Origin of the sequence: Pseudoalteromonas sp. SR43-2 (assembly GCF_014163885.1) — a bacterium.
GTDB classification, from domain to species: domain Bacteria; phylum Pseudomonadota; class Gammaproteobacteria; order Enterobacterales; family Alteromonadaceae; genus Pseudoalteromonas; species Pseudoalteromonas distincta.
This window is the reverse complement of sequence record NZ_JACJED010000016.1, coordinates 105,326-124,027: the sequence shown is the minus strand read 5'-3', so window position 1 is coordinate 124,027 and position 18,702 is coordinate 105,326. Positions and strand designations below refer to the sequence as shown.

The following is an 18,702-nucleotide window of genomic DNA, read 5'->3' as shown; positions in this document are numbered from 1 at the left end:
TACAGCGTCGACAACTTGTAATTTAAAGCCTAATGAATAATCTCGTTGTGTTCGTTTGATCGGTGTATTATTTGACTTGGTCATAATAAGTCCTATATGTGTAAACATATTTCAGGACGAGACAAGGACATTAAAAAAGCCTTATTGATAAATCAATAAGGCTTTTTTAATGTAAAATTTTGGGCTTACGCTTTTAGATTACGAACCAGTTTACTCTCGGTATTTACAGATTTACCGGCTTGGTCGTAGGTCATTGACGTTGGTGCGCCAATTAATATCTCTTTTAATTGTTTAACACTAAGTTGCGCTTGACGGGCAGCATGAGCATTCACATTATTTTGTTTTTGGCATTGCGCAAGTTGCGTTTTAACTTGGCTTATTAGCTCAGATATTTCAGGATTTTGTGTATCGTTACTGGCAATTAACTTACTTAGCTCTTTATCTAGAGTGCTTAGCTTAGTTAAAAAAGACATTTTTTGTTGGGCAATTTCTTTTAAACCAGCACCTCGTCGTGAGGCAATAGCAGTAAGCTCATCGTTTAATAGCGTGTGTAAAGAGTCTAAACAACTTACTTGTTGGTTTAGCTTTACGCTAATTAAACTATTATGATCAGCCATACACGTTAAACTCAAAATCAGCTAAGTTTTTAGCAAGCTTTTCACTGTCCACTTGGTATTTACCTTCAGTTATTGCTTTTTTTAGCTCAGCAACTTTATCGCTGTCAAAGCCAGGCGATTGCTGTGCTTTATCTTGAAGCGTTTTTAATTGCTGCGCTTGCGGCGTTAAACTTACAGAATCACTTGCAGCTTTAGGCGAAGGGGCCTGAGCAGCTTGTGTATTTGCGTTATCTTTCTTTAAATCAACTTGTTGCTGCTTTGCATTTGTTAACGCATTAGCTTGTTGATTACTGCCATTAACTTGATTAACCATAATAATAAACCCGTATATTACCCAACTTATGCCATGTTATCGGCATATACGTAGGATACTTTAGTATAAATCTAAATTAAATATTCACCTGAACAGACTCTACACCATCTACTCGCGCATTTAAAACTTTACCTGATTTTTTGTTTTTTATTTGTATCTGTTCGCCCAAAGTACCGTCTTCTAAAGCAATACCTGTGGTTTTAATTCTAAGACCCCTCAGGTTTGCGTAAATATTAACAGAGTCACCTTTACACACCATGCAAATTTGGTTTAGTAATACTGGCATACCACTTCTAATATTTCGTTTACTTCTACTACCTATTAGCATTGTGGGATCATCTAAGTACTGTATTCGTACAAAGTGAGTTGGTTTCATTTCAATACTTAAATGCGATTTAGTTATTACTTCACCGCGGGTTAAATTAGTAGTGGCAACAACAACTGGGGCCATTTCAACAACTCTTACATGAACGTATTGAGCCCACGTTTGAGCATCATTGCACTTGGCTTGTAAGGTTACTTGGCGGTTAAATGGTGGCTCATCGGATGTTGATAATTCAAGCTCTGTATTACAGACACGATCAGGAATGCGACTGTCTAAAGGCAGAGCACTTAATTGAGTATTAGTATTTTGTAATGTACCAATTTGCTTAGCTATGTAAGCAACGGCCATGTCTTGTAATAAATCTTTACTAAACACTTTAGCTTGCAAAGGGAATACAAAGCACAAGCTAGTAACAAAATAAAAAACACTGTATCTTCTGATTTTTTTTAACAAACTCATAATGTTTCGACTATGCTTATGGTTTCAAACAGGGTATAAATATTTTGCGTCAAAAAGTAGACGCACCCGCGATGTTATGTAGCTTTATAAATAGAAAGCAATTATCGTTCCGTATTATTTGTTTTCTTTAGGAGATTTGAATGGCAGGCATTTTAGACTCAGTAAACCAACGCACACAGTTGGTTGGGCAGAACCGCCTAGAATTACTTTTATTTAAGCTCAGAGGGCGTCAGCGTTTTGGTATTAATGTATTTAAAGTGAGAGAAGTGCTGCAATGCCCTCCACTAACAAGCATGCCAAAATCTAATCCGTATATTCGTGGTGTTGCACATATTCGTGGTCAAACCATTTCGGTTATTGATTTATCAATGGCTGTAGGTGGGCGCCCAATCGACAACATTAAAGACAGCTTTATAATCATTGCTGAATACAATCGCTCTGTGCAAGGGTTTTTAGTGGGCGGAGTTGAACGCATTGTAAATATGAATTGGGAAAAAATAATGCCACCGCCATCAGGCGCCGGACGTTATTCATATTTAACGGCAGTGACCGAAATCGAAAATGAATTAGTCGAGATTCTCGATGTAGAAAAAATTCTCAACGAAATTTGTCCAGTAAACACAGAAGTAAGTGCTGAAGTTGCACAAAGTGGCGATATTCAAAGAGATTTAGGCGAACGTATCGTATTTATTGCAGATGACTCTGCTGTTGCCCGTAATCAAGTTAAACGAGCCTTAGAGCCGCTAGGTGTTCAAACAGAGCTTGCTAAAAATGGTAAGGAAGCTTTAATTAGGCTTAAAGAAATAGCAGAGCTTGATTGTAAAAATGATATTACAGAGCGAGTAGCATTACTTATCTCAGACGTTGAAATGCCAGAAATGGACGGCTATACCTTAACAGCTGAAATAAAAGCAGATCCCAAACTTGCACCTTTGCATGTTATTTTGCATACCTCTTTGAGTGGTGTTTTTAACCAAGCGATGATTGAAAAAGTAGGGGCAGATGACTTTATTGCTAAATTTAACCCAGATGAATTAGCAACAGCGGTTAAAAAGTGGGTTCATTGTGATTAACAAAAATAGGTGCTACTAACTTGAATAATAAAGATTTGCAGCAAAGTGAATACGACCAGTTTCGTTCGTTTTTAGAGCAGCAATGCGGCATTGTTTTAGGTGAAAATAAACAGTATTTAGTTAAAAGCCGACTTGCTCCGTTAATGACTCGATTTAATGTGGGATCTTTATCGGAATTGGTTAGTAAAACTCTCGGGCCTCACGAGCGGCAATTAAGAGCCGCTGTTGTTGATGCAATGACCACCAACGAAACTTTGTGGTTTAGAGATCAATACCCATTTGAGTTGCTCCAAAACAAGCTTTTCCCTGAATTTAAAGATTTAAGAAGACCTTTAAAAATTTGGTCTGCTGCCAGTTCGTCAGGCCAAGAACCTTATTCAATAGCTATGTCGGTTGCTGAATTTAGTGCTAAGCAACCAGGTGTGCTTCGTATGGGGGCACAAATTATTGGTACCGACATATCTAATACCATGCTTGATATGTGTAAAAATGCAGAGTATGACGCGCTGGCACTTGCCAGAGGGTTATCTGCAGAGCGTCGTAAAAAGTTTTTTAAAGACAGCGGCAACGGTATGGCACAAGTAAACGATACAATAAAAAAACAAGTTAGTTTTAGGCATTTAAATCTGCTTGATTCTTACGCGTTAATGGGTAAATTTGATATTATTTTTTGCCGAAATGTACTAATTTACTTTGCGCCTGAAATAAAAGCTAAAATTATTAACCAGTTTGCACAAGCGTTAAATCCAAACGGTTACCTATTTTTAGGCGCGTCAGAGTCCCTAACTGGCCTAAGTACTGAGTTTGATATGGTTAGGTGCAACCCTGGTATTATTTACCAAAAGAAGTAATTAAGCTAACTCCCTTCCCTAAAACGACGCACCTAGCGTCGTTTTTATTTTTAGATACATAGCCTTATAAAAATATAGCAAGCCCTAATATTAATGGCTTATTTTTTGCTTTATTAATGGGTAAGTCAATTTTTTGGAGAAGGTTATGGCTATCAGTTTTGATAAAGCATTAGGTGTGCATCCGCAAGCCATGTTGATCCGTTCACAGCGAGCAGAATTAATTGCAACTAATATAGCTAACGCTGATACGCCTGGCTATAAAGCAAAAGATATTGATTTTGCCTCTGCATTAAAAGCGGCAAGGTCAACCCAGCAAAGCGGCAATACTATGGTAAGAACTAATGATAAACACATTGGTGGAGGTACTCATAGTATGGGCAGTTCAGAATCATTTCGTTTGCCAAATCAATCAGATACAGGTGATGGTAACTCGGTTGATATACAAGTGGAACGAAACTTGTATACACAGAATGCTATGGAGTATCAGGCCAGCTTGCAATTTTTAAGCGGCAAATTTAAAGGCCTGAATAAAGCTCTCGGTAGTCAAGGATAAAAATTATGAGTTTATATAATGTTTTCGATATTGCAGGTTCGGGTATGAGCGCACAAAACGTTCGCTTAAATACTACAGCTAGTAATATTTCTAATGCTAATACCATTAGTTCATCTCAAGACAAAACGTACCGAGCGCGCCAACCTGTATTTGCGGCTGAGCTAACAAAGGCTTCAGCATCAGTAAGTAACCAGCAGGGCTCCGCAGTTGGTGTTAAAGTTTTGGGCATTGTTGAAAGCGATGCACCATTACAAATTGAATATAACCCAAACCATCCAAGTGCGGATGAAAATGGCTATATCTATAAACCCAACGTTAATGTTGTAGAAGAGATGGCAAATATGATTTCTGCCTCTCGTTCTTACCAAACAAACGTGCAAGTTGCTGATGCAGCTAAGCAAATGCTAAGTAAAACACTGTTGCTAGGGCAGCGGTAACCGAGGGTAGGTTATGAGTAACGATATTAGTACATCTTCATCCTATTTAGACTCTATACGCTGGCAAGAGCAACAAGTTGCTACCAGTGATAATGAGAGTGATGCGTTAACACAAGAAGACTTTTTCTCTTTGTTAACTCAGCAATTATCGTATCAGGATCCCAGTAACCCTGCGGATAATGACCAAATGATTGCTCAAATGACTAGCTTTACGATGGCGCAAGGGATTACAGATTTAAATACTAATTTTGAATCTTTAGCCTCTTCAATGACATCTAATTCAGCACTGCAAGCATCTACACTTGTAGGCAAACAAGCTTTACTAGAGTCAAACACCCTGGATTTAAATGAAACAGGTGATGCCAGAGGCTCTGCAGTGGCAGAAGAAGCCGTTGATAACTTAAAAATTAAAGTTACTGATGCATCAGGTCAGCTAGTAAGAACTATTGATATGGGTTCTCAGCCAGCAGGTGCGGTACGTTTTGCGTGGGATGGCAAAAATGAAGCTGGTGAGCGTTTACCTGAAGGTGAATACTCAGTAACCGCCGAAGGAAGTACTGACGGTGAATTTTCAAGCTTACCCATTGCTACGTTCAAGAACATTGAAAGCGTTAATATTAATGGCTCAAGTGGCATTATTATTAACACTAAAGAAGGTGCGGTTAGGCTGACAGACGTCGCAGAAATCGCGTAATAAATTTTAATTATACTTCGCCTGTCAGCAGGCTAAATATTAACAGGTTAGAGGTGAATTATGAGCTTCAATATTGCATTAACTGGCTTAGCTGCCGCACAAAAAGATTTAGACGTAACTGCAAATAATATTGCAAACGTTAATACCACAGGTTTTAAAGAGTCACGCGCTGAGTTTGCCGATGTTTACGCATCATCAGTATTTAGCTCTGGTAAGACTAAAAATGGCGACGGTGTGCAAACAACCATGGTTGCGCAGCAGTTTCATCAAGGCTCACTACAATTTACAAATAACTCACTTGATTTAGCAATCACTGGTGAAGGTTATTTTGCGATGACAGACGATTTATCTTCGCAAGATTTAACATATACACGTGCAGGTGCATTTAAGCTTAACCAAGATAACTTTATGGTTGACGCAAAAGGTAACTTTTTACAAGCATTCCCTGTTGATTCATCTACAGGTGATACAACGTCGGTAAGTTTGAGCACAACAAACCCAATTCAAATCCCTGATTCGTCTGGTTCACCTCGCGCAACAGAAAATGTATTTTTGTCGTTTAACTTAGATGCAACAGCAGATGCTCCGGGTATTGCTTTTGACCCAACATCTAGTGGTACTTATAACTCATCTACGTCAACAACGGTATATGATTCACTAGGTGAACCACATATTTTACAGTACTTTTTTGCTAAAGAAGATGATGCCGCAGCAGGTGGTACAGATAACAGTTGGGAAGTATACGCAACACTCGATGGCAAAGTCGTTGATGCCACAACTGGTGGAGAACAAACCGCGCCTTATACACCACTTACCACCCTTGGTTTTAACTCAAGTGGTTTACCATCAACAACAGGTGGTGTGGCAAATACAAATACAACTACTTTTGATGAAATACTACTACCAGCGGGTTCTGGTACTGGTTTATCAACATTACTAGACAATGGTGCAACTTTCCCTGGTACTGGTATTGAGCTTAACTGGCGCGATGAAAATAACACAGCTGGACGTATCCCAACTCAGTATTCAAGTGGTTTTGAAGTAAAAGCACTCGATCAAGATGGCTCAACAGTAGGCCGTTTAGCCGGAATTGATATAGGAACAGACGGTAAAATTGTCGCTTCTTACAGTAATGGTGACTCAACATTCCTAGGCCAAGTGGCTATGGTACGTTTCCCAAATTCACAAGGATTATCACAAGTGGGTGATACAAGCTGGAAGCAAAGTATTGATTCAGGTGAACCTGTAGCGGGTGAAGCCGGTTCGGGTACGTTTGGTGGAATTAACTCATCAGCGCTTGAGCAATCAAATACTAACCTTACAAACGAGCTTGTAGACTTAATTACTGCACAGCGTAATTACCAAGCAAACTCACGTGCGCTTGAAGTTAACTCAACTATTCAGCAAAGTATTTTGCAGATTCGATAAGCTAAACCCCATTAAATATATTAGGCTGCATTTTTGCAGCCTTTTTTATAAGTCCTCTTTGTAAGCCCTTCTAAATACCTCTCAATGTTGCGTCAAATTTAATCTGGCACCTATTTTGCATTTATAAGTTCAGAGATTTTTTATGTGAGTCGATACTATGGACAAAATGGTCTACATTGCGGCCTCTGGCGCTAAGCAAAGCCTACAAGGGCTTGCGCTTAAAGCCAATAATTTGGCGAATGCAAATACAACAGGATTTAAAGCTGACTTTGCCCAGGCGCGTTCTATGCAAGCGTTTGGCGAAGGTTTGCCTACACGTGTATTTTCAATGCAAGAGCGTCCGGGTTCAAACATGGTATCGGGTGGCATTGTTCAAACCGGGCGAGACTTAGATATCGCAATGAGCGATAACGCATGGCTTGCTGTGCAAGATGCCTCCGGTAATGAAGCTTACACAAAAGTGGGTACGTTAAACGTTACTGCTCAAGGCATGCTTGTAACCAGCCATGGTCGTCAAGTTATTGGCGAAGGGGGACCTGTAATTTTACCCGTCCCAGTCGAAAAAATAGGGTTTAGCCAAGATGGCGCTATTCAAGTTCGACCACAAGGCGCTCCTGCTAACTTTTTAGAAGAAATCGACACGCTTAGAGTGGTAGAAGCAAATAGCTCACAGCTCGAAAAAGGTAACGACGGTTTATTTAGACCAAAAGCAAATGTAACAGTAGATACCTCTGCCAATGTAAAAGTTTTAAGTGGTTCGCTTGAAATGTCGAATGTGAATCCGGTTCACGAAATGGTCGACATGATAAGCCACCAGCGCCAATTTGAATTACAAGTGAAATTAATGAAAACAGCTGAAGAAATTGACGAGCGTCAAGATCAGTTATTACGCATAGTTTAACTTTAAAGTGAGGACACGATTATGAATCCAGCATTGTGGATCAGTAAAACGGGGCTAGACGCTCAACAAACCGATATATCGGTTATCTCAAATAATTTAGCGAATGCGAGTACCGTAGGTTACAAAAAAAGCCGCGCTATATTTGAAGATTTACTTTATCAAAATATTAATCAACCGGGTGGTCGTTCATCGCAAGATACCGAAATGCCGTCGGGCTTAATGTTAGGTGCGGGTGCTAAAGTTGTAGCTAACCAAAAAGAGTTTACGCAAGGCAACATGTTGACCACCGAAAACTCACTAGATTGGATGATTTCTGGCGAAGGTTTTTTTGAAGTACTGCAACCAGATGGCAATATTGCTTACTCGCGCAATGGTCAGTTTACTACTGATGGCGATGGACGAATTGTGACATCGGGCGCAGGTTATGTGATTCAGCCAGAAATGAATGTACCAGATGACGCGCAATCAATTACGGTTTCGCAAGACGGCGAAGTATCTGTACGTGTTGCAGGCCAAGCCGATAACGTTGTCATTGGTCAGCTGACTATTAGTGACTTTATTAATCCATCGGGTCTTGAGCCAATTGGTCAAAACCTTTATACCGAAACGGCTGTAAGTGGTGCGCCTGTACAAGGTAATCCTGGTGTTGAAGGGTTAGGTAGTATTATTCAAGGCTCACTCGAAACATCTAACGTAAATGTGACTGAAGAGCTGGTAAATCTAATAGAAACTCAGCGTATTTACGAAATGAACTCAAAAGTAATTTCGGCCGTTGACGAAATGATGAGTTATATCAATCAACAGCTTTAATAGAATAGGGGGAATTATGCGTAATATTATTTTATTTGCAGCGGGCACATTATTTTTAAGTGGCTGTATGTCTACGCAAAATAGTGAGGTAGTGCAGGACGACCCTTACTACGCACCTATGTACCCCGAGCCTATTTTAGAGCCGCTGGTAGCCACAGGTTCATTGTTTAATACTCATACATCAAACGACTTATATTCTGATAAAAAAGCGCTACGTACTGGCGATATAATTACGGTTAAATTGCAAGAGTCTACTCAAGCAACAAAAGCCGCTAAAACAGAAACAGACAAAGAAACTGACGCAAGCTTAGACCCAGTGATTGGCTTAGGTGGTCTACCTGTAAATATAGGTGGCGATAGTATTCAGTTTGGTATTGGTAGTGATTCGTCGTTTACGGGCGATTCAAAATCAAACCAGTCAAACAGCTTAGTAGGCGATATTTCGGTAAATGTTATGCGTGTTTTACCTAACGGTAATTTAGTTATACGCGGCGAAAAATGGCTAACGCTTAATACCGGCGAAGAGTTTATTCGTTTAGAAGGGCTAGTACGCCCTCAAGACGTAAGCGCCGATAATACGGTTGAATCAAACCGCATTGCTAATGCACGTATTCAATACTCAGGTAAAGGGCAAACGCAAGAGGCGCAAAGTCCTGGTTGGCTTACACGTTTCTTTAGCAGTTCGCTGTTTCCATTTTAGAGGGTAACAACATGAATAGCCTTAAAGCTTTATGCTTAGTTGTGTTATTAGGTTGGCAGTTTACTGCCAGTGCTGAGCGCATAAAAGATGTGTCTATGGTTGAAGGCGTACGCTCTAACCAATTAGTCGGTTATGGCTTAGTGGTTGGTTTACCGGGCACTGGCGAGCAAAACTCATACACACAACAAAGTTTTAGAGGCATGTTGAACAGCTTTGGTATTACGCTACCTTCAACTCAAAGTCCTAAAATTAAAAATGTTGCTGCTGTTGCTGTACATGCAGAATTACCTGCATTTAGAAAACCCGGGCAAACAATAGATATTACGGTTTCTTCTATTGGTAGTGCAGGCAGTTTACGTGGAGGTACTTTACTACAAACTTTTTTAAAGGGTGTAGACGGTAACGTGTATGCAATTGCACAAGGTAGTTTAATTGTTGGTGGCTTAGGTGCACAAGGTCTTGATGGTAGTAAGGTTGTAATTAACACCCCTACAGTTGGTCGTATTCCAAATGGTGCAACAGTTGAACGCACAGTAGAAAGCCCATTTATGCAAGGCGATTACATTACTTTTAATTTAAACCGCCCAGACTTTACAACGGCAAAACGCCTAGAAAAAACAATTAATGACTTAGTTGGCCCAAATAGCGCACAAGCAATTGATTCTGTTTCTATTCGTGTTATAGCACCGCGCGATGCATCCCAGCGTGTATCGTACTTATCAACACTCGAAAACTTAGAATTTAAACCAGCTGACATGGCCGCTAAAATTATAGTTAACTCGCGCACCGGTACAATTGTCATTGGCAAGAACGTTAAGCTTCAGCCTGCGGCTATAACTCATGGTGGCTTAACAGTAACAATTGCAGAACAACAAAACGTGTCACAACCAAATCCGCTAGCAAACGGTGATACAGTTGTCACGCAGCAAAGTATTATTGATGTAGACCAAGATGACTCGCGCGCCTTTGTATTTAACCCTGGTGTAAGCCTTGACGATTTAGTTCGCGCAATTAACGAAGTAGGCGCAGCGCCTGGTGACTTAATGGCTATTTTAGAAGCACTAAAAGAAGCTGGCGCAATTAACGGACAGTTGGTTGTTATATAAATAACTCAGGCCAATAAATAACGTATTACTTAAGCCCTATATTTTTGAAATTAGGGCTTTTTATTTACAGCAACTTAAGTTTATTATTTTTATCTTCCTCGTTTTATCGGTAGTGGCTCAATTTTTGCATTTTTAACTGCATTATTCATTTTGTGTCAAAAAGCCGATGGAAACTAATCACCTCGATAAACAAAACTTTTTTGATTTAGGCAACTTAGATTCACTTCGTAAAGAAGCCTTAACGAGCGGCGATGCATCAACTGATGCCTCTAAAGCTGCGCTCAAAAAAGCGGCCGCACAATTTGAAGCTATTTTTACGCAAATGTTGCTCAAAGGAATGCGCAAAGCTAACGAAGCATTTGAAGACAAAGACAGCCCATTTAATTCAAGTGGCGTAAAGTTTTTTGAAGAAATGCACGATCAGCAACTTTCAACAGAGCTTTCATCAAATGGCTCGTTAGGCCTTGCCGATTTAATAGTTCAGCAGTTATCGCCTGAGTCTAAAAACTTTATGCCAGGCTCGGTGCTTAGAAAAACCAACGATATTTTTAGCGATACGCAAGTCGGTTCTGCTCTTCCACATGAGCAAAAAAATAAGCAACCCGATCTTATCGTTAAGAGTACTAAAGCCGATATTGCTGAGCCTAAAGTTGATACTACAGAGACTAAAGCTGATAGCCCAACATTTAAAAATGCAGAAGAGTTTGTAAGTTCAGTGTGGGAACACGCTAAAACTGCAGCGCAAAAAATTGGTTTAAATCCTGCGGTAATGGTTGCACAAGCGGCACTTGAAACCGGTTGGGGTAAGCACATTATTAATAAAAATGACGGTGGCAGCTCAAATAACTTATTTAATATTAAGTCAGATAAAAGCTGGGAAGGCGATAAAGCAAGCAAAATAACGCTTGAGTTTGAGCAAGGCACACCCGTTAAAAAACAAGCCAGCTTTAGAGCCTACGATTCAATTAAAGACAGCGTGAACGACTTCGTTGATTTTTTAACGCAAAACCCACGCTACAAAGAAGCATTACAAAATACAGCTAAACCAAACGACTTTTTAGATTCATTACAAAAAGCAGGTTATGCAACCGATCCAAATTATGCCAACAAAATAAAACAAGTGCTCAATAGCAGTCAGCTAAAAGACATTGCGGCAAACGTGATCCGCCAAGGAGTAGAGTAACATGTCGTTTAATTTATTAAACATTGCCAGTTCTGGGGTTAGAGCAAGCTCGGAGCTACTGCAAACGACAAGTAAAAATATCGCCAATGTAAATACCGAAGGCTATGTGCGTGAGCGTACAGAGTTTACTACTATGGTTGACAACCAAGTAGGGCGAGGCGAAACATACCGATTACTAAACGAGTTTGCTCAGTCACAGCTAAATCGTGACACCTCTAATAAATCGTTTTTCGATCAGTTTATTACTGAGGCTAATCGAGTTGATACTATTTTTTCTGAAGAGTCGAACAACCTTTCGACTGGTATTAACTCTTTATTTAATAATGTGCAAGAAGCGCTAAATCAGCCCTCATCTACTGTTGCCCGCTCATTAGTAATGACAGATGCGCAAAGCTTAATTGATCAAATGGATAGGCTTTCGGGCATCGTGCTTGATCAAAAAAGTATAGTAAACGAGCAGCTCGAAATATTTTCAGATGAAGCAAACTCACTCATTCAAAGCATTAGTACGCTAAATCAAAATATTGCAGCCGTTAATGGCACTAATAACGCCGCAGATGCCAGCTCTACCTATAACGAACGCGATAAAGCAATACGCGACTTATCAGAGCTAATAGACATAGAAACGCTTGATGGTCCAAATGGCGAAAAACTCGTTTTTATGGGCACAGGCGAAGCAGTTGTTATGCAAAATGGCGCATTTAACTTATTTTCGATGAAGGGCGATCCTGATCCTAATTTTAAAGAATTCACGCTTGACGTTAATGGTGGCAAAGCTGTGCCGCTTGAAGTTGATGTAAGTAAGCTTAAAGGCAAAATTGGCGGCTTACTTGCTTTTAGAGATGACATATTAGTCCCCGCGCAAAACCAAATCGGCCAAATGGGCTTAGCGATAGCTGATGCATTTAACGAACAAAACAAACTCGGTATGGATGCAACAGGTCAGTTAGGTGGTAATATTTTTAATATTCCTACCGTTGGTGCTTATGCGTATCAAGCTAACACAGGTACTGCCGGTATGACTGCAACGGTAGAGCCAGGTAAGGGCAATGAACTTCCTGCCAGTGACTTTATTATTACTTATACAGCTAATCCCAACGAAGTAAGTATTCAGCCTATAGATAACAAAGGCGACCCGTTAGGTCAGCCTTCACTTGCTGATATATCGACAGGTGTTATTGATTCATCGACTATTACTACCGGAGAATCATTTGGTCTTCAAGTAAATGTATCTGGGGCAGGTGTTGAGGGAGATCAATTTCAAATAAAGCTTAATTCAGATGCCGCTTCAAGTATTACACTTGCAACAGGGCGCGCAGAAGATTTAGCACTAGCATCGCCAATCCGTACTGCTAACGATTTAAATAATATAGGTACCGCTACTATTTCAGCGGGAGAAGTAACAAGTGTTACCTCCGGTGGATTTACTTCAACACCAAGCTTAACAAACGGTGAAATAACGCTTGTTAAAACAGGTAATGCTAACGAATATCAAATTACTGATAATAGCGGAACGAATACTTTTACTATTACGCCTCCTGCAAAAGGAATGTTATCGCAAGCGGGTGCCCCATTCGATACCTACGGATTCGATTTTGATATAGAAGGTACACCAGCAACAGGCGACACCTTTACACTTGAGTTTAACGAAGGCGGCTTTGACGATAACCGTAATGGTTTAAAATTAGCAGATTTACAAAATGGTGAGTTAGTCCGTTTAAATGTAGAAACAACAGCAACGGCCGACAACCATAAAACGTTCAACCAAGCTTATTCAGGATTAGTGAGTGATATAGGTGTTATAACTGGCCAAGCAATCACAAGTGGGGCTGCATTTGATGCTCTAGCACAGCAATCTGAGGCATGGTACGAGTCGTTATCGGGTGTAAACCTAGATGAAGAGGCCGCAAATTTACTGCGTTTTCAACAATCATATTCAGCATCAGCACAAGTTTTAGCAGCAGCTCAAGAAATTTTTGACACCTTATTAAATGCGGCGAGGTAATTATGCGTTTATCAAATAATTTAATGTACCAAAACAACATAAATAAAATACTCGACAACCAACAAGGTGTTGCAAATGCTCAAGAGCGAGTAACAACAGGTGAAAAGTATTTAACCACCTCAGAAGCACCAGCTGCTATTTCGCAAGCTATGCTGTATTCAAATAAAATACAAACGAATGAGCAATACACTAAAAATATCGATCAGCTTAGTAATAGATTAAATAGTGAAGAAACTATATTAGAAAGTATTAACTATGCTATACAAAAAGCACAAACATTAACAATTCAAGCAGGTAACGGAGCATTAAGTAAGTCTGATTTAAGTTCTATAGCTTCAGAATTAGAAGGGATACAAAGTAGTATACTTGACCTAATGAATACCCGTTTAGAAGATGGGAAATTTATATTTTCAGGTTACCAAGACAATACGCAACCATATCAGTTTGACTCAGTTGCAGAAAAATACACTTATAATGGCGACCAAGGTCAGCACCAAATAACTATAGCTGAAGGTGTATCAATTAAATCAAGCGATAACGGCTTTGATACGTTTGAAAAAATTGATGCGCGGTTAAACGTAAAATCTAACACGGCAAGTGTTTCAGGCTCTATTACAGCGGCAAGCGTATATGTTGACGGCCAAGCTGAGTTTGATAAATTTCATCAAGCAAATTACAACGCAGACCCAACAGCTTCAGCAACAGCAAATACATATAGTGTATTAGTAAGCCCAGGTGCTACAGCGGCAGATCCACAAACCTACGAAATATACCGAGACGGCGCAGCACTAACCCCCGCAGTAACTGGCGAAGTTAACGATGATACAATTGAATACGCAGGTATGACGATTGAATTAGAAGGCAGTGCGCCTGGACAACTAGATTTTAACCTTGAAAAACCAGGCAAAGAAAATGTACTTAATACACTACAAGCACTTATTGCAGGCCTTAACGATGGCACACTTGAAGGTGATGACTTTCAACAAGTACTTGCTGATGGAGTTGTACAACTGCAGAATGCTGGTGAACAAGTTGTATTTACCCAAGCAAATTTAGGCGGGCGGCTAAATGTAGTCGATAGAATTACAGCTTCAAACTTGTCGATTGACATACAAAATAAAAGTAATCGCTCTAACTTAGTAGAAGTTGATATGGTTGAAGCAATTAGCGAATTGACCAAGCAAGAAACTGCATTGCAAGCATCGCAGGCAACTTTTGGGCGTTTATCCAACCTTTCATTGTTTGATTATTTGTAAATTCCGTTATTAGAGTTATTAGCTTACTAAAGGTAATAACTTGCCTCCTCGCATATAAAAACAAGTAAAAGTGAGCGGCAAAAATATGTCACTTACTAATAACTCTCTTATAAAAGTATGTTAATTCAAATACATTCTACTGCCTTTCCGGATAAATCAATTAAAAACAAGCACTTAATTTTCTTTATTAGTTGGCATGACTCATGCATTTAAACTAACAAAGATAAACTACAAATAGTGGTTCCTGCTTAAAGCATATAGAACCGCACCTTAACACTAGGAGATGGTAAAATGGCCTTAACAGTAAACTCAAATATTGCTTCGATAAACTCTCAAAGAAATTTAGCAAACTCGACGAATGACCTTAGTACTTCATTTGAAAGATTATCATCAGGTTTGCGTGTAAACAGCGCAAAAGATGATGCCGCAGGTTTGCAAATTGGTTCTCGTTTAACTACTCAGGTAAATGGCTTAAATCAGGCTGCTAGAAATGCAAACGATGGTATATCAATATCACAAACGGCTGAAGGAGCTCTAGATGAAACAACTAGTATGCTCCAACGTATGCGTGTTTTATCAATTCAATCAGCTAACGGTTCTAATAGCGATGATGATAGAGCTGCGCTGCAAAAAGAGTTCGTTCAATTACAAGAAGAAATAGACAGAATAGCTGAAACAACGACATTCGGTGGGGTAAATGTTCTAAATGGTACCTACTCTGCTGAATTTCAGGTTGGTGCTGATGCGAACCAAACTATTTCAGTTTCAATTGCTACAAGTATGGGGGCTACAGGGCTGGGAGTTATAACAGATACTATTTCGACAGCTGCCGGAGCGCAAACAGCGATTGATAGTCTTGATGACGCATTAAAAATTGTTAATGATGTTAGGGCTGATTTAGGTGCCAAACAAAATAGGTTTAGCTCTACAATTCGAAATTTAAGTAATGTTGCAGAAAATGTATCAGCTTCTAGATCGCGGATTATGGATGCCGACTTTGCTGCGGAAAGTGCTAGCTTGGCTCGAAATCAAGTATTGCAACAAGCATCAAGTACTATACTTGCTCAGGCAAATCAGCAGCCTCAGATTGCATTATCATTATTACAGTAACCATTATCTTCTAGTTAAAGCTAGGTTTCACCTAGCTTTAAAGCTTTAGAAAATAAAAATGAAAAATAAAGCAAAAAAACATTAAAGTAAATAAATCTAGCGCCGATAACTTAATTGAATCAGGAATCACAGAGCAAAATACGTTTAACGTTAGGCTTGATTCCCATCTAGTTAAATTATTAGGAGGCTATCATGGCTTTAAGCGTAAATACAAATGTAATGTCATTAAACTCACAACGTAACTTATCAAACTCTACAAACGAATTATCTACGTCATTCCAACGTCTATCTTCTGGTTTACGTGTGAACAGCTCAGCTGATGATGCAGCTGGTTTACAAATAGGTTCTCGCTTAGAGTCTCAAATGAAAGGGTTAGACCAAGCGGCGCGTAATGCAAATGATGGTATTTCAATAGCTCAGACTGCTGAGGGGGCATTGGAAGAAACAACAAATATGCTACAACGTATGCGTGTTTTATCAATTCAATCAGCTAACGGCTCTAATAGCGCTGATGATAGAGCAGCTCTTCAAAAAGAGTTTACTCAATTAAATGAAGAGATTACTCGAGTTGCAGATACTACAACGTTTGGTGGTGTAAATGTATTAAACGGTACGTTCACTGCTGATTTCCAAGTTGGAGCTGATGCTGATCAAGTAATTGAAATAAAAATTAGTACTGATATGGATGCTGCGGGCTTAGAAACTACTTCACTTGTAATTAGTACAGCTTCGCAAGCTCAAGAAGCAATCACTGCTTTAGATGCGTCTTTGAAAACAGTAAACGATATACGTGCAGACTTGGGTGCGAAACAGAATCGTTTCAGTTCTACAATTCGTAATTTGTCTAATGTATCTGAGAATGTTTCTGCGTCACGCTCTCGTATTATGGATGCTGATTTTGCCGCGGAAAGTGCCAGTCTTGCTCGAAACCAAGTTTTACAGCAGGCATCAAGCTCTATGTTAGCGCAAGCTAACCAACAGCCACAGATTGCTTTGTCTCTTTTATAAAAAAAGCTTATTCAAGAAAAGCTTTGTATACTGGAGACTCTGGTAGACAAAGCTTTTTTTTTGGGAGAAATTAAATGGAGTCAAATAGCGCTGATTTAAACAAACAGAACTTAAATATAAATTTAACTCCTGTTTTAAGTGAAGGGCGGCAACTCACTTTAAATGCCAGTGATGAAAAAGTAGAGCAAGAGGTTCAAGTTAGTTCTGGTGAACTTGTCTCGGTACAAAGTTTGCATGAGTCAGTTTTAAAAATAGAATCACTATCTCAACTTCAATCTAAACAGTTTGAGTTTAACATTCATGAAGAATCTAAAAAATCATTTGTTGTAGTGACAGACTCTGAGACGAATGAAATTATACGTCAAATACCAAGTGAAGAAGTGCTGGAGCTAGCAAGCAAAATAGACAAATTACAGGAAGAAATTTTTGGAACTTCGCTAGGTTTACTTTTTGACCAAGAAATTTAGGGGCTAAATTATGGCTAGTATTACATCTGCAGGGGTAGGTTCAGGTTTAGATCTTGAGTCTATAATTGAAGTAACTATTCAAGCTGAAAGCGCAGTTAAGACAAATCAACTCAACGCTCGTGAAATAAATTACACAACAGAGCTATCAGGTGTTGGAACTTTTAAAGCGGCCCTCGATACATTTAATGATGCACTTGCTAAACTTGGTGATGATGAAACGTACAATTCTAGGCTTGTATCATTTGATAATGGTTTAGAGGAGTCAGAGCAAGCATTTGAAGTAGAAGTAGGCAGTTCTATGCAATCTGGAGACTTTTCTGTCGAAGTGTTGCAATTAGCAAAGGGCTCTAAATTACAATCTTTAGCATTAGGTGCTTCCAATAGCACTATTGGCACTGGCAACTTAACGTTTAATGCTGGTGGATCTGAATTTACAGTAAATATAGAAAGCGCAGATACCCTCGAAGATATAAGAAATAAAATAAATAAAGAAAGTGAAAACTTTGGTGTTAGTGCGAATATAGTAAATAGTGACTCTGGCGCAGTTTTAACATTTAGCTCTTCCATTTCAGGTGACGGTAATACACTTACAGTTACATCAGATGATGACTCACTTGCTGCTATAGCAACGAGCTCTCCTAGTGGTAGCTCCGGCATGATTATTCAACAACAATCACAGGATGCGAAGGCATTAATTAACGACCAGACTGTAAGTAGCTCCACTAATCAATTAAGTGATAAAATACAAGGTACTACCATAACTCTTAAATCAGTAACTACTCAACCCCAAGAGTTTAGTGTTTCTGTAGATGAAGGAGTTGTAAAAGAGGGTTTGCAAGAGTTTGTTGATGCTTATAATGTTCTTAAAGGACAGTTAGATACAGTATCAAATGCTTCATCTGGGTCTTTGGCATCAGACAGTACCGTTAGAACTGTGGAACAACAATTGCAAAGAATGTTTACTAATGATCTAGGTGGTACTACAGAGATACAGTCATTATTAGAAATAGGTATTAACTTTAACCGTGAAGGTGAGATGGAAATATCAACATTAGGTATTGGCACATTACAAAGTGGTGAAGAGTTACTAAATAGTACGATCTCTGATAGGTATAGCTCATTACAAAGCTTTTTTAGCAGTGACGATGGTCTAGTAAATAAGGTCGATAGCTTAATTGAACTTTACACCGGTAGTGGTGGATCTTTATTAAAAAGAGAAGAAAGTCTTAATGTTTCTTTAGAAAAAGTTGAAACAGACAGAGAAACGTTGAGTGAAAGACTTGTAAACCTTGAAGCATCACTACGAAGCCAGTATGCGTCTTTAGATAGCATAATTGCACAATACCAAACTTCTAGCTCTTACATAGCAAGTATATTAACAAGTGTATCAAGTGATAATTAATAGG

At 39.2% G+C, this 18,702-nt stretch carries 20 protein-coding genes; 17 read left to right on the top strand and 3 right to left on the bottom strand.

The genetic code is table 11. The features are described 5' to 3' along the window. Positions 1-185: 185 nt before the first annotated feature. The 3 genes from flgN to flgA all read right to left on the bottom strand — a co-directional run bounded on the left by flgN (position 186) and on the right by flgA (position 1,714). On the bottom strand, positions 186-617 hold the full coding sequence (gene flgN, locus H5120_RS14270) for a flagellar protein FlgN (RefSeq protein ID WP_182672290.1): 432 nt from the start codon (positions 615-617) through the stop codon (positions 186-188). Continuing rightward, positions 610-930 carry a flagellar biosynthesis anti-sigma factor FlgM gene (gene flgM, locus H5120_RS14265; protein WP_002959436.1) on the bottom strand — a complete coding sequence of 107 codons (321 nt, stop codon included), beginning with the start codon at positions 928-930 and terminating at the stop codon, positions 610-612. The genes flgN and flgM overlap by 8 nt, the downstream gene beginning before the upstream one ends. A 76-nt stretch (positions 931-1,006) precedes the next feature. Further along, positions 1,007-1,714, bottom strand: coding sequence for a flagellar basal body P-ring formation chaperone FlgA (flgA, locus tag H5120_RS14260; RefSeq protein WP_182675137.1), 708 nt, complete (start codon positions 1,712-1,714; stop codon positions 1,007-1,009). A 140-nt stretch (positions 1,715-1,854) separates the two neighbouring features. Here flgA and H5120_RS14255 point away from each other — a divergent pair, with 140 nt between their 5' ends. The 17 genes from H5120_RS14255 (at position 1,855) to fliD (ending at position 18,698) form a co-directional block, all read left to right on the top strand. After that, a complete protein-coding gene (locus tag H5120_RS14255) occupies positions 1,855-2,787 on the top strand; it encodes a chemotaxis protein CheV (RefSeq protein ID WP_002959434.1) in 933 nt (310 codons plus the stop codon). Between the two features lie 20 nt (positions 2,788-2,807). Beyond that, positions 2,808-3,638, top strand: coding sequence for a protein-glutamate O-methyltransferase CheR (locus tag H5120_RS14250; RefSeq protein ID WP_039484688.1), 831 nt, complete (start codon positions 2,808-2,810; stop codon positions 3,636-3,638). A 145-nt stretch (positions 3,639-3,783) separates the two neighbouring features. Further along, positions 3,784-4,191, top strand: coding sequence for a flagellar basal body rod protein FlgB (gene flgB / locus H5120_RS14245; RefSeq protein ID WP_002959431.1), 408 nt, complete (start codon positions 3,784-3,786; stop codon positions 4,189-4,191). 5 nt (positions 4,192-4,196) lie between these two features. After that, the gene (gene flgC, locus H5120_RS14240; RefSeq protein ID WP_002959429.1) at positions 4,197-4,628 is read left to right on the top strand and encodes a flagellar basal body rod protein FlgC; all 432 of its coding nucleotides are present in this window, start codon (positions 4,197-4,199) and stop codon (positions 4,626-4,628) included. A 13-nt stretch (positions 4,629-4,641) separates the two neighbouring features. Then, complete coding sequence (locus H5120_RS14235) at positions 4,642-5,322, top strand: flagellar hook assembly protein FlgD (protein ID WP_002959427.1); 681 nt, start codon at positions 4,642-4,644, stop codon at positions 5,320-5,322. A gap of 60 nt (positions 5,323-5,382) precedes the next feature. Then, positions 5,383-6,750 carry a flagellar hook protein FlgE gene (gene flgE / locus H5120_RS14230; RefSeq protein WP_182672292.1) on the top strand — a complete coding sequence of 456 codons (1,368 nt, stop codon included), beginning with the start codon at positions 5,383-5,385 and terminating at the stop codon, positions 6,748-6,750. Between the two features lie 157 nt (positions 6,751-6,907). Beyond that, positions 6,908-7,651 (top strand): flagellar basal body rod protein FlgF, encoded by a 744-nt coding sequence (locus H5120_RS14225; RefSeq protein WP_007581863.1) that lies wholly within the window; start codon positions 6,908-6,910, stop codon positions 7,649-7,651. Positions 7,652-7,672: 21 nt separating this feature from the next. Next, complete coding sequence (gene flgG, locus H5120_RS14220; RefSeq protein WP_002959420.1) at positions 7,673-8,461, top strand: flagellar basal-body rod protein FlgG; 789 nt, start codon at positions 7,673-7,675, stop codon at positions 8,459-8,461. 16 nt (positions 8,462-8,477) lie between these two features. Beyond that, complete coding sequence (gene flgH, locus H5120_RS14215) at positions 8,478-9,161, top strand: flagellar basal body L-ring protein FlgH (RefSeq protein ID WP_002959418.1); 684 nt, start codon at positions 8,478-8,480, stop codon at positions 9,159-9,161. An 11-nt stretch (positions 9,162-9,172) separates the two neighbouring features. Next, on the top strand, positions 9,173-10,267 hold the full coding sequence (locus H5120_RS14210; protein WP_182675135.1) for a flagellar basal body P-ring protein FlgI: 1,095 nt from the start codon (positions 9,173-9,175) through the stop codon (positions 10,265-10,267). Positions 10,268-10,433: 166 nt separating this feature from the next. Then, complete coding sequence (gene flgJ / locus H5120_RS14205) at positions 10,434-11,450, top strand: flagellar assembly peptidoglycan hydrolase FlgJ (protein WP_182675133.1); 1,017 nt, start codon at positions 10,434-10,436, stop codon at positions 11,448-11,450. Position 11,451: 1 nt separating this feature from the next. Beyond that, positions 11,452-13,455 (top strand): flagellar hook-associated protein FlgK, encoded by a 2,004-nt coding sequence (flgK, locus tag H5120_RS14200; protein WP_182675131.1) that lies wholly within the window; start codon positions 11,452-11,454, stop codon positions 13,453-13,455. A 2-nt stretch (positions 13,456-13,457) separates the two neighbouring features. After that, positions 13,458-14,711: a flagellar hook-associated protein FlgL gene (gene flgL, locus H5120_RS14195; protein WP_182675129.1), complete on the top strand. Its 1,254-nt coding sequence runs from the start codon at positions 13,458-13,460 to the stop codon at positions 14,709-14,711. A gap of 291 nt (positions 14,712-15,002) precedes the next feature. After that, on the top strand, positions 15,003-15,821 hold the full coding sequence (locus H5120_RS14190; protein WP_182675128.1) for a flagellin: 819 nt from the start codon (positions 15,003-15,005) through the stop codon (positions 15,819-15,821). Positions 15,822-16,013: 192 nt separating this feature from the next. Further along, complete coding sequence (locus H5120_RS14185; protein ID WP_182675126.1) at positions 16,014-16,829, top strand: flagellin; 816 nt, start codon at positions 16,014-16,016, stop codon at positions 16,827-16,829. Between the two features lie 74 nt (positions 16,830-16,903). Continuing rightward, positions 16,904-17,296 carry a flagellar protein FlaG gene (locus H5120_RS14180; RefSeq protein WP_182675124.1) on the top strand — a complete coding sequence of 131 codons (393 nt, stop codon included), beginning with the start codon at positions 16,904-16,906 and terminating at the stop codon, positions 17,294-17,296. Positions 17,297-17,306: 10 nt separating this feature from the next. After that, a complete protein-coding gene (gene fliD / locus H5120_RS14175) occupies positions 17,307-18,698 on the top strand; it encodes a flagellar filament capping protein FliD (RefSeq protein WP_182675122.1) in 1,392 nt (463 codons plus the stop codon). Positions 18,699-18,702 lie beyond the last annotated feature (4 nt).

Excerpts from the sequence above, each read along its gene's own strand:
- flgC (WP_002959429.1), top strand. The coding sequence starts at position 4,197 with ATGAGTTTATATAATGTTTTCGATATTGCAGGTTCGGGTATGAGCGCA.
- fliD (WP_182675122.1), top strand. The coding sequence starts at position 17,307 with ATGGCTAGTATTACATCTGCAGGGGTAGGTTCAGGTTTAGATCTTGAG.
- flgG (WP_002959420.1), top strand. The coding sequence starts at position 7,673 with ATGAATCCAGCATTGTGGATCAGTAAAACGGGGCTAGACGCTCAACAA.
- flgK (WP_182675131.1), top strand. The coding sequence starts at position 11,452 with ATGTCGTTTAATTTATTAAACATTGCCAGTTCTGGGGTTAGAGCAAGC.
- flgB (WP_002959431.1), top strand. The coding sequence starts at position 3,784 with ATGGCTATCAGTTTTGATAAAGCATTAGGTGTGCATCCGCAAGCCATG.
- H5120_RS14235 (WP_002959427.1), top strand. The coding sequence starts at position 4,642 with ATGAGTAACGATATTAGTACATCTTCATCCTATTTAGACTCTATACGC.
- H5120_RS14225 (WP_007581863.1), top strand. The coding sequence starts at position 6,908 with ATGGACAAAATGGTCTACATTGCGGCCTCTGGCGCTAAGCAAAGCCTA.
- flgL (WP_182675129.1), top strand. The coding sequence starts at position 13,458 with ATGCGTTTATCAAATAATTTAATGTACCAAAACAACATAAATAAAATA.
- flgN (WP_182672290.1), bottom strand. The coding sequence starts at position 617 with ATGGCTGATCATAATAGTTTAATTAGCGTAAAGCTAAACCAACAAGTA.
- flgE (WP_182672292.1), top strand. The coding sequence starts at position 5,383 with ATGAGCTTCAATATTGCATTAACTGGCTTAGCTGCCGCACAAAAAGAT.
- flgM (WP_002959436.1), bottom strand. The coding sequence starts at position 930 with ATGGTTAATCAAGTTAATGGCAGTAATCAACAAGCTAATGCGTTAACA.
- H5120_RS14185 (WP_182675126.1), top strand. The coding sequence starts at position 16,014 with ATGGCTTTAAGCGTAAATACAAATGTAATGTCATTAAACTCACAACGT.
- H5120_RS14210 (WP_182675135.1), top strand. The coding sequence starts at position 9,173 with ATGAATAGCCTTAAAGCTTTATGCTTAGTTGTGTTATTAGGTTGGCAG.
- flgA (WP_182675137.1), bottom strand. The coding sequence starts at position 1,714 with ATGAGTTTGTTAAAAAAAATCAGAAGATACAGTGTTTTTTATTTTGTT.
- H5120_RS14190 (WP_182675128.1), top strand. The coding sequence starts at position 15,003 with ATGGCCTTAACAGTAAACTCAAATATTGCTTCGATAAACTCTCAAAGA.
- H5120_RS14255 (WP_002959434.1), top strand. The coding sequence starts at position 1,855 with ATGGCAGGCATTTTAGACTCAGTAAACCAACGCACACAGTTGGTTGGG.
- flgJ (WP_182675133.1), top strand. The coding sequence starts at position 10,434 with ATGGAAACTAATCACCTCGATAAACAAAACTTTTTTGATTTAGGCAAC.
- H5120_RS14180 (WP_182675124.1), top strand. The coding sequence starts at position 16,904 with ATGGAGTCAAATAGCGCTGATTTAAACAAACAGAACTTAAATATAAAT.
- flgH (WP_002959418.1), top strand. The coding sequence starts at position 8,478 with ATGCGTAATATTATTTTATTTGCAGCGGGCACATTATTTTTAAGTGGC.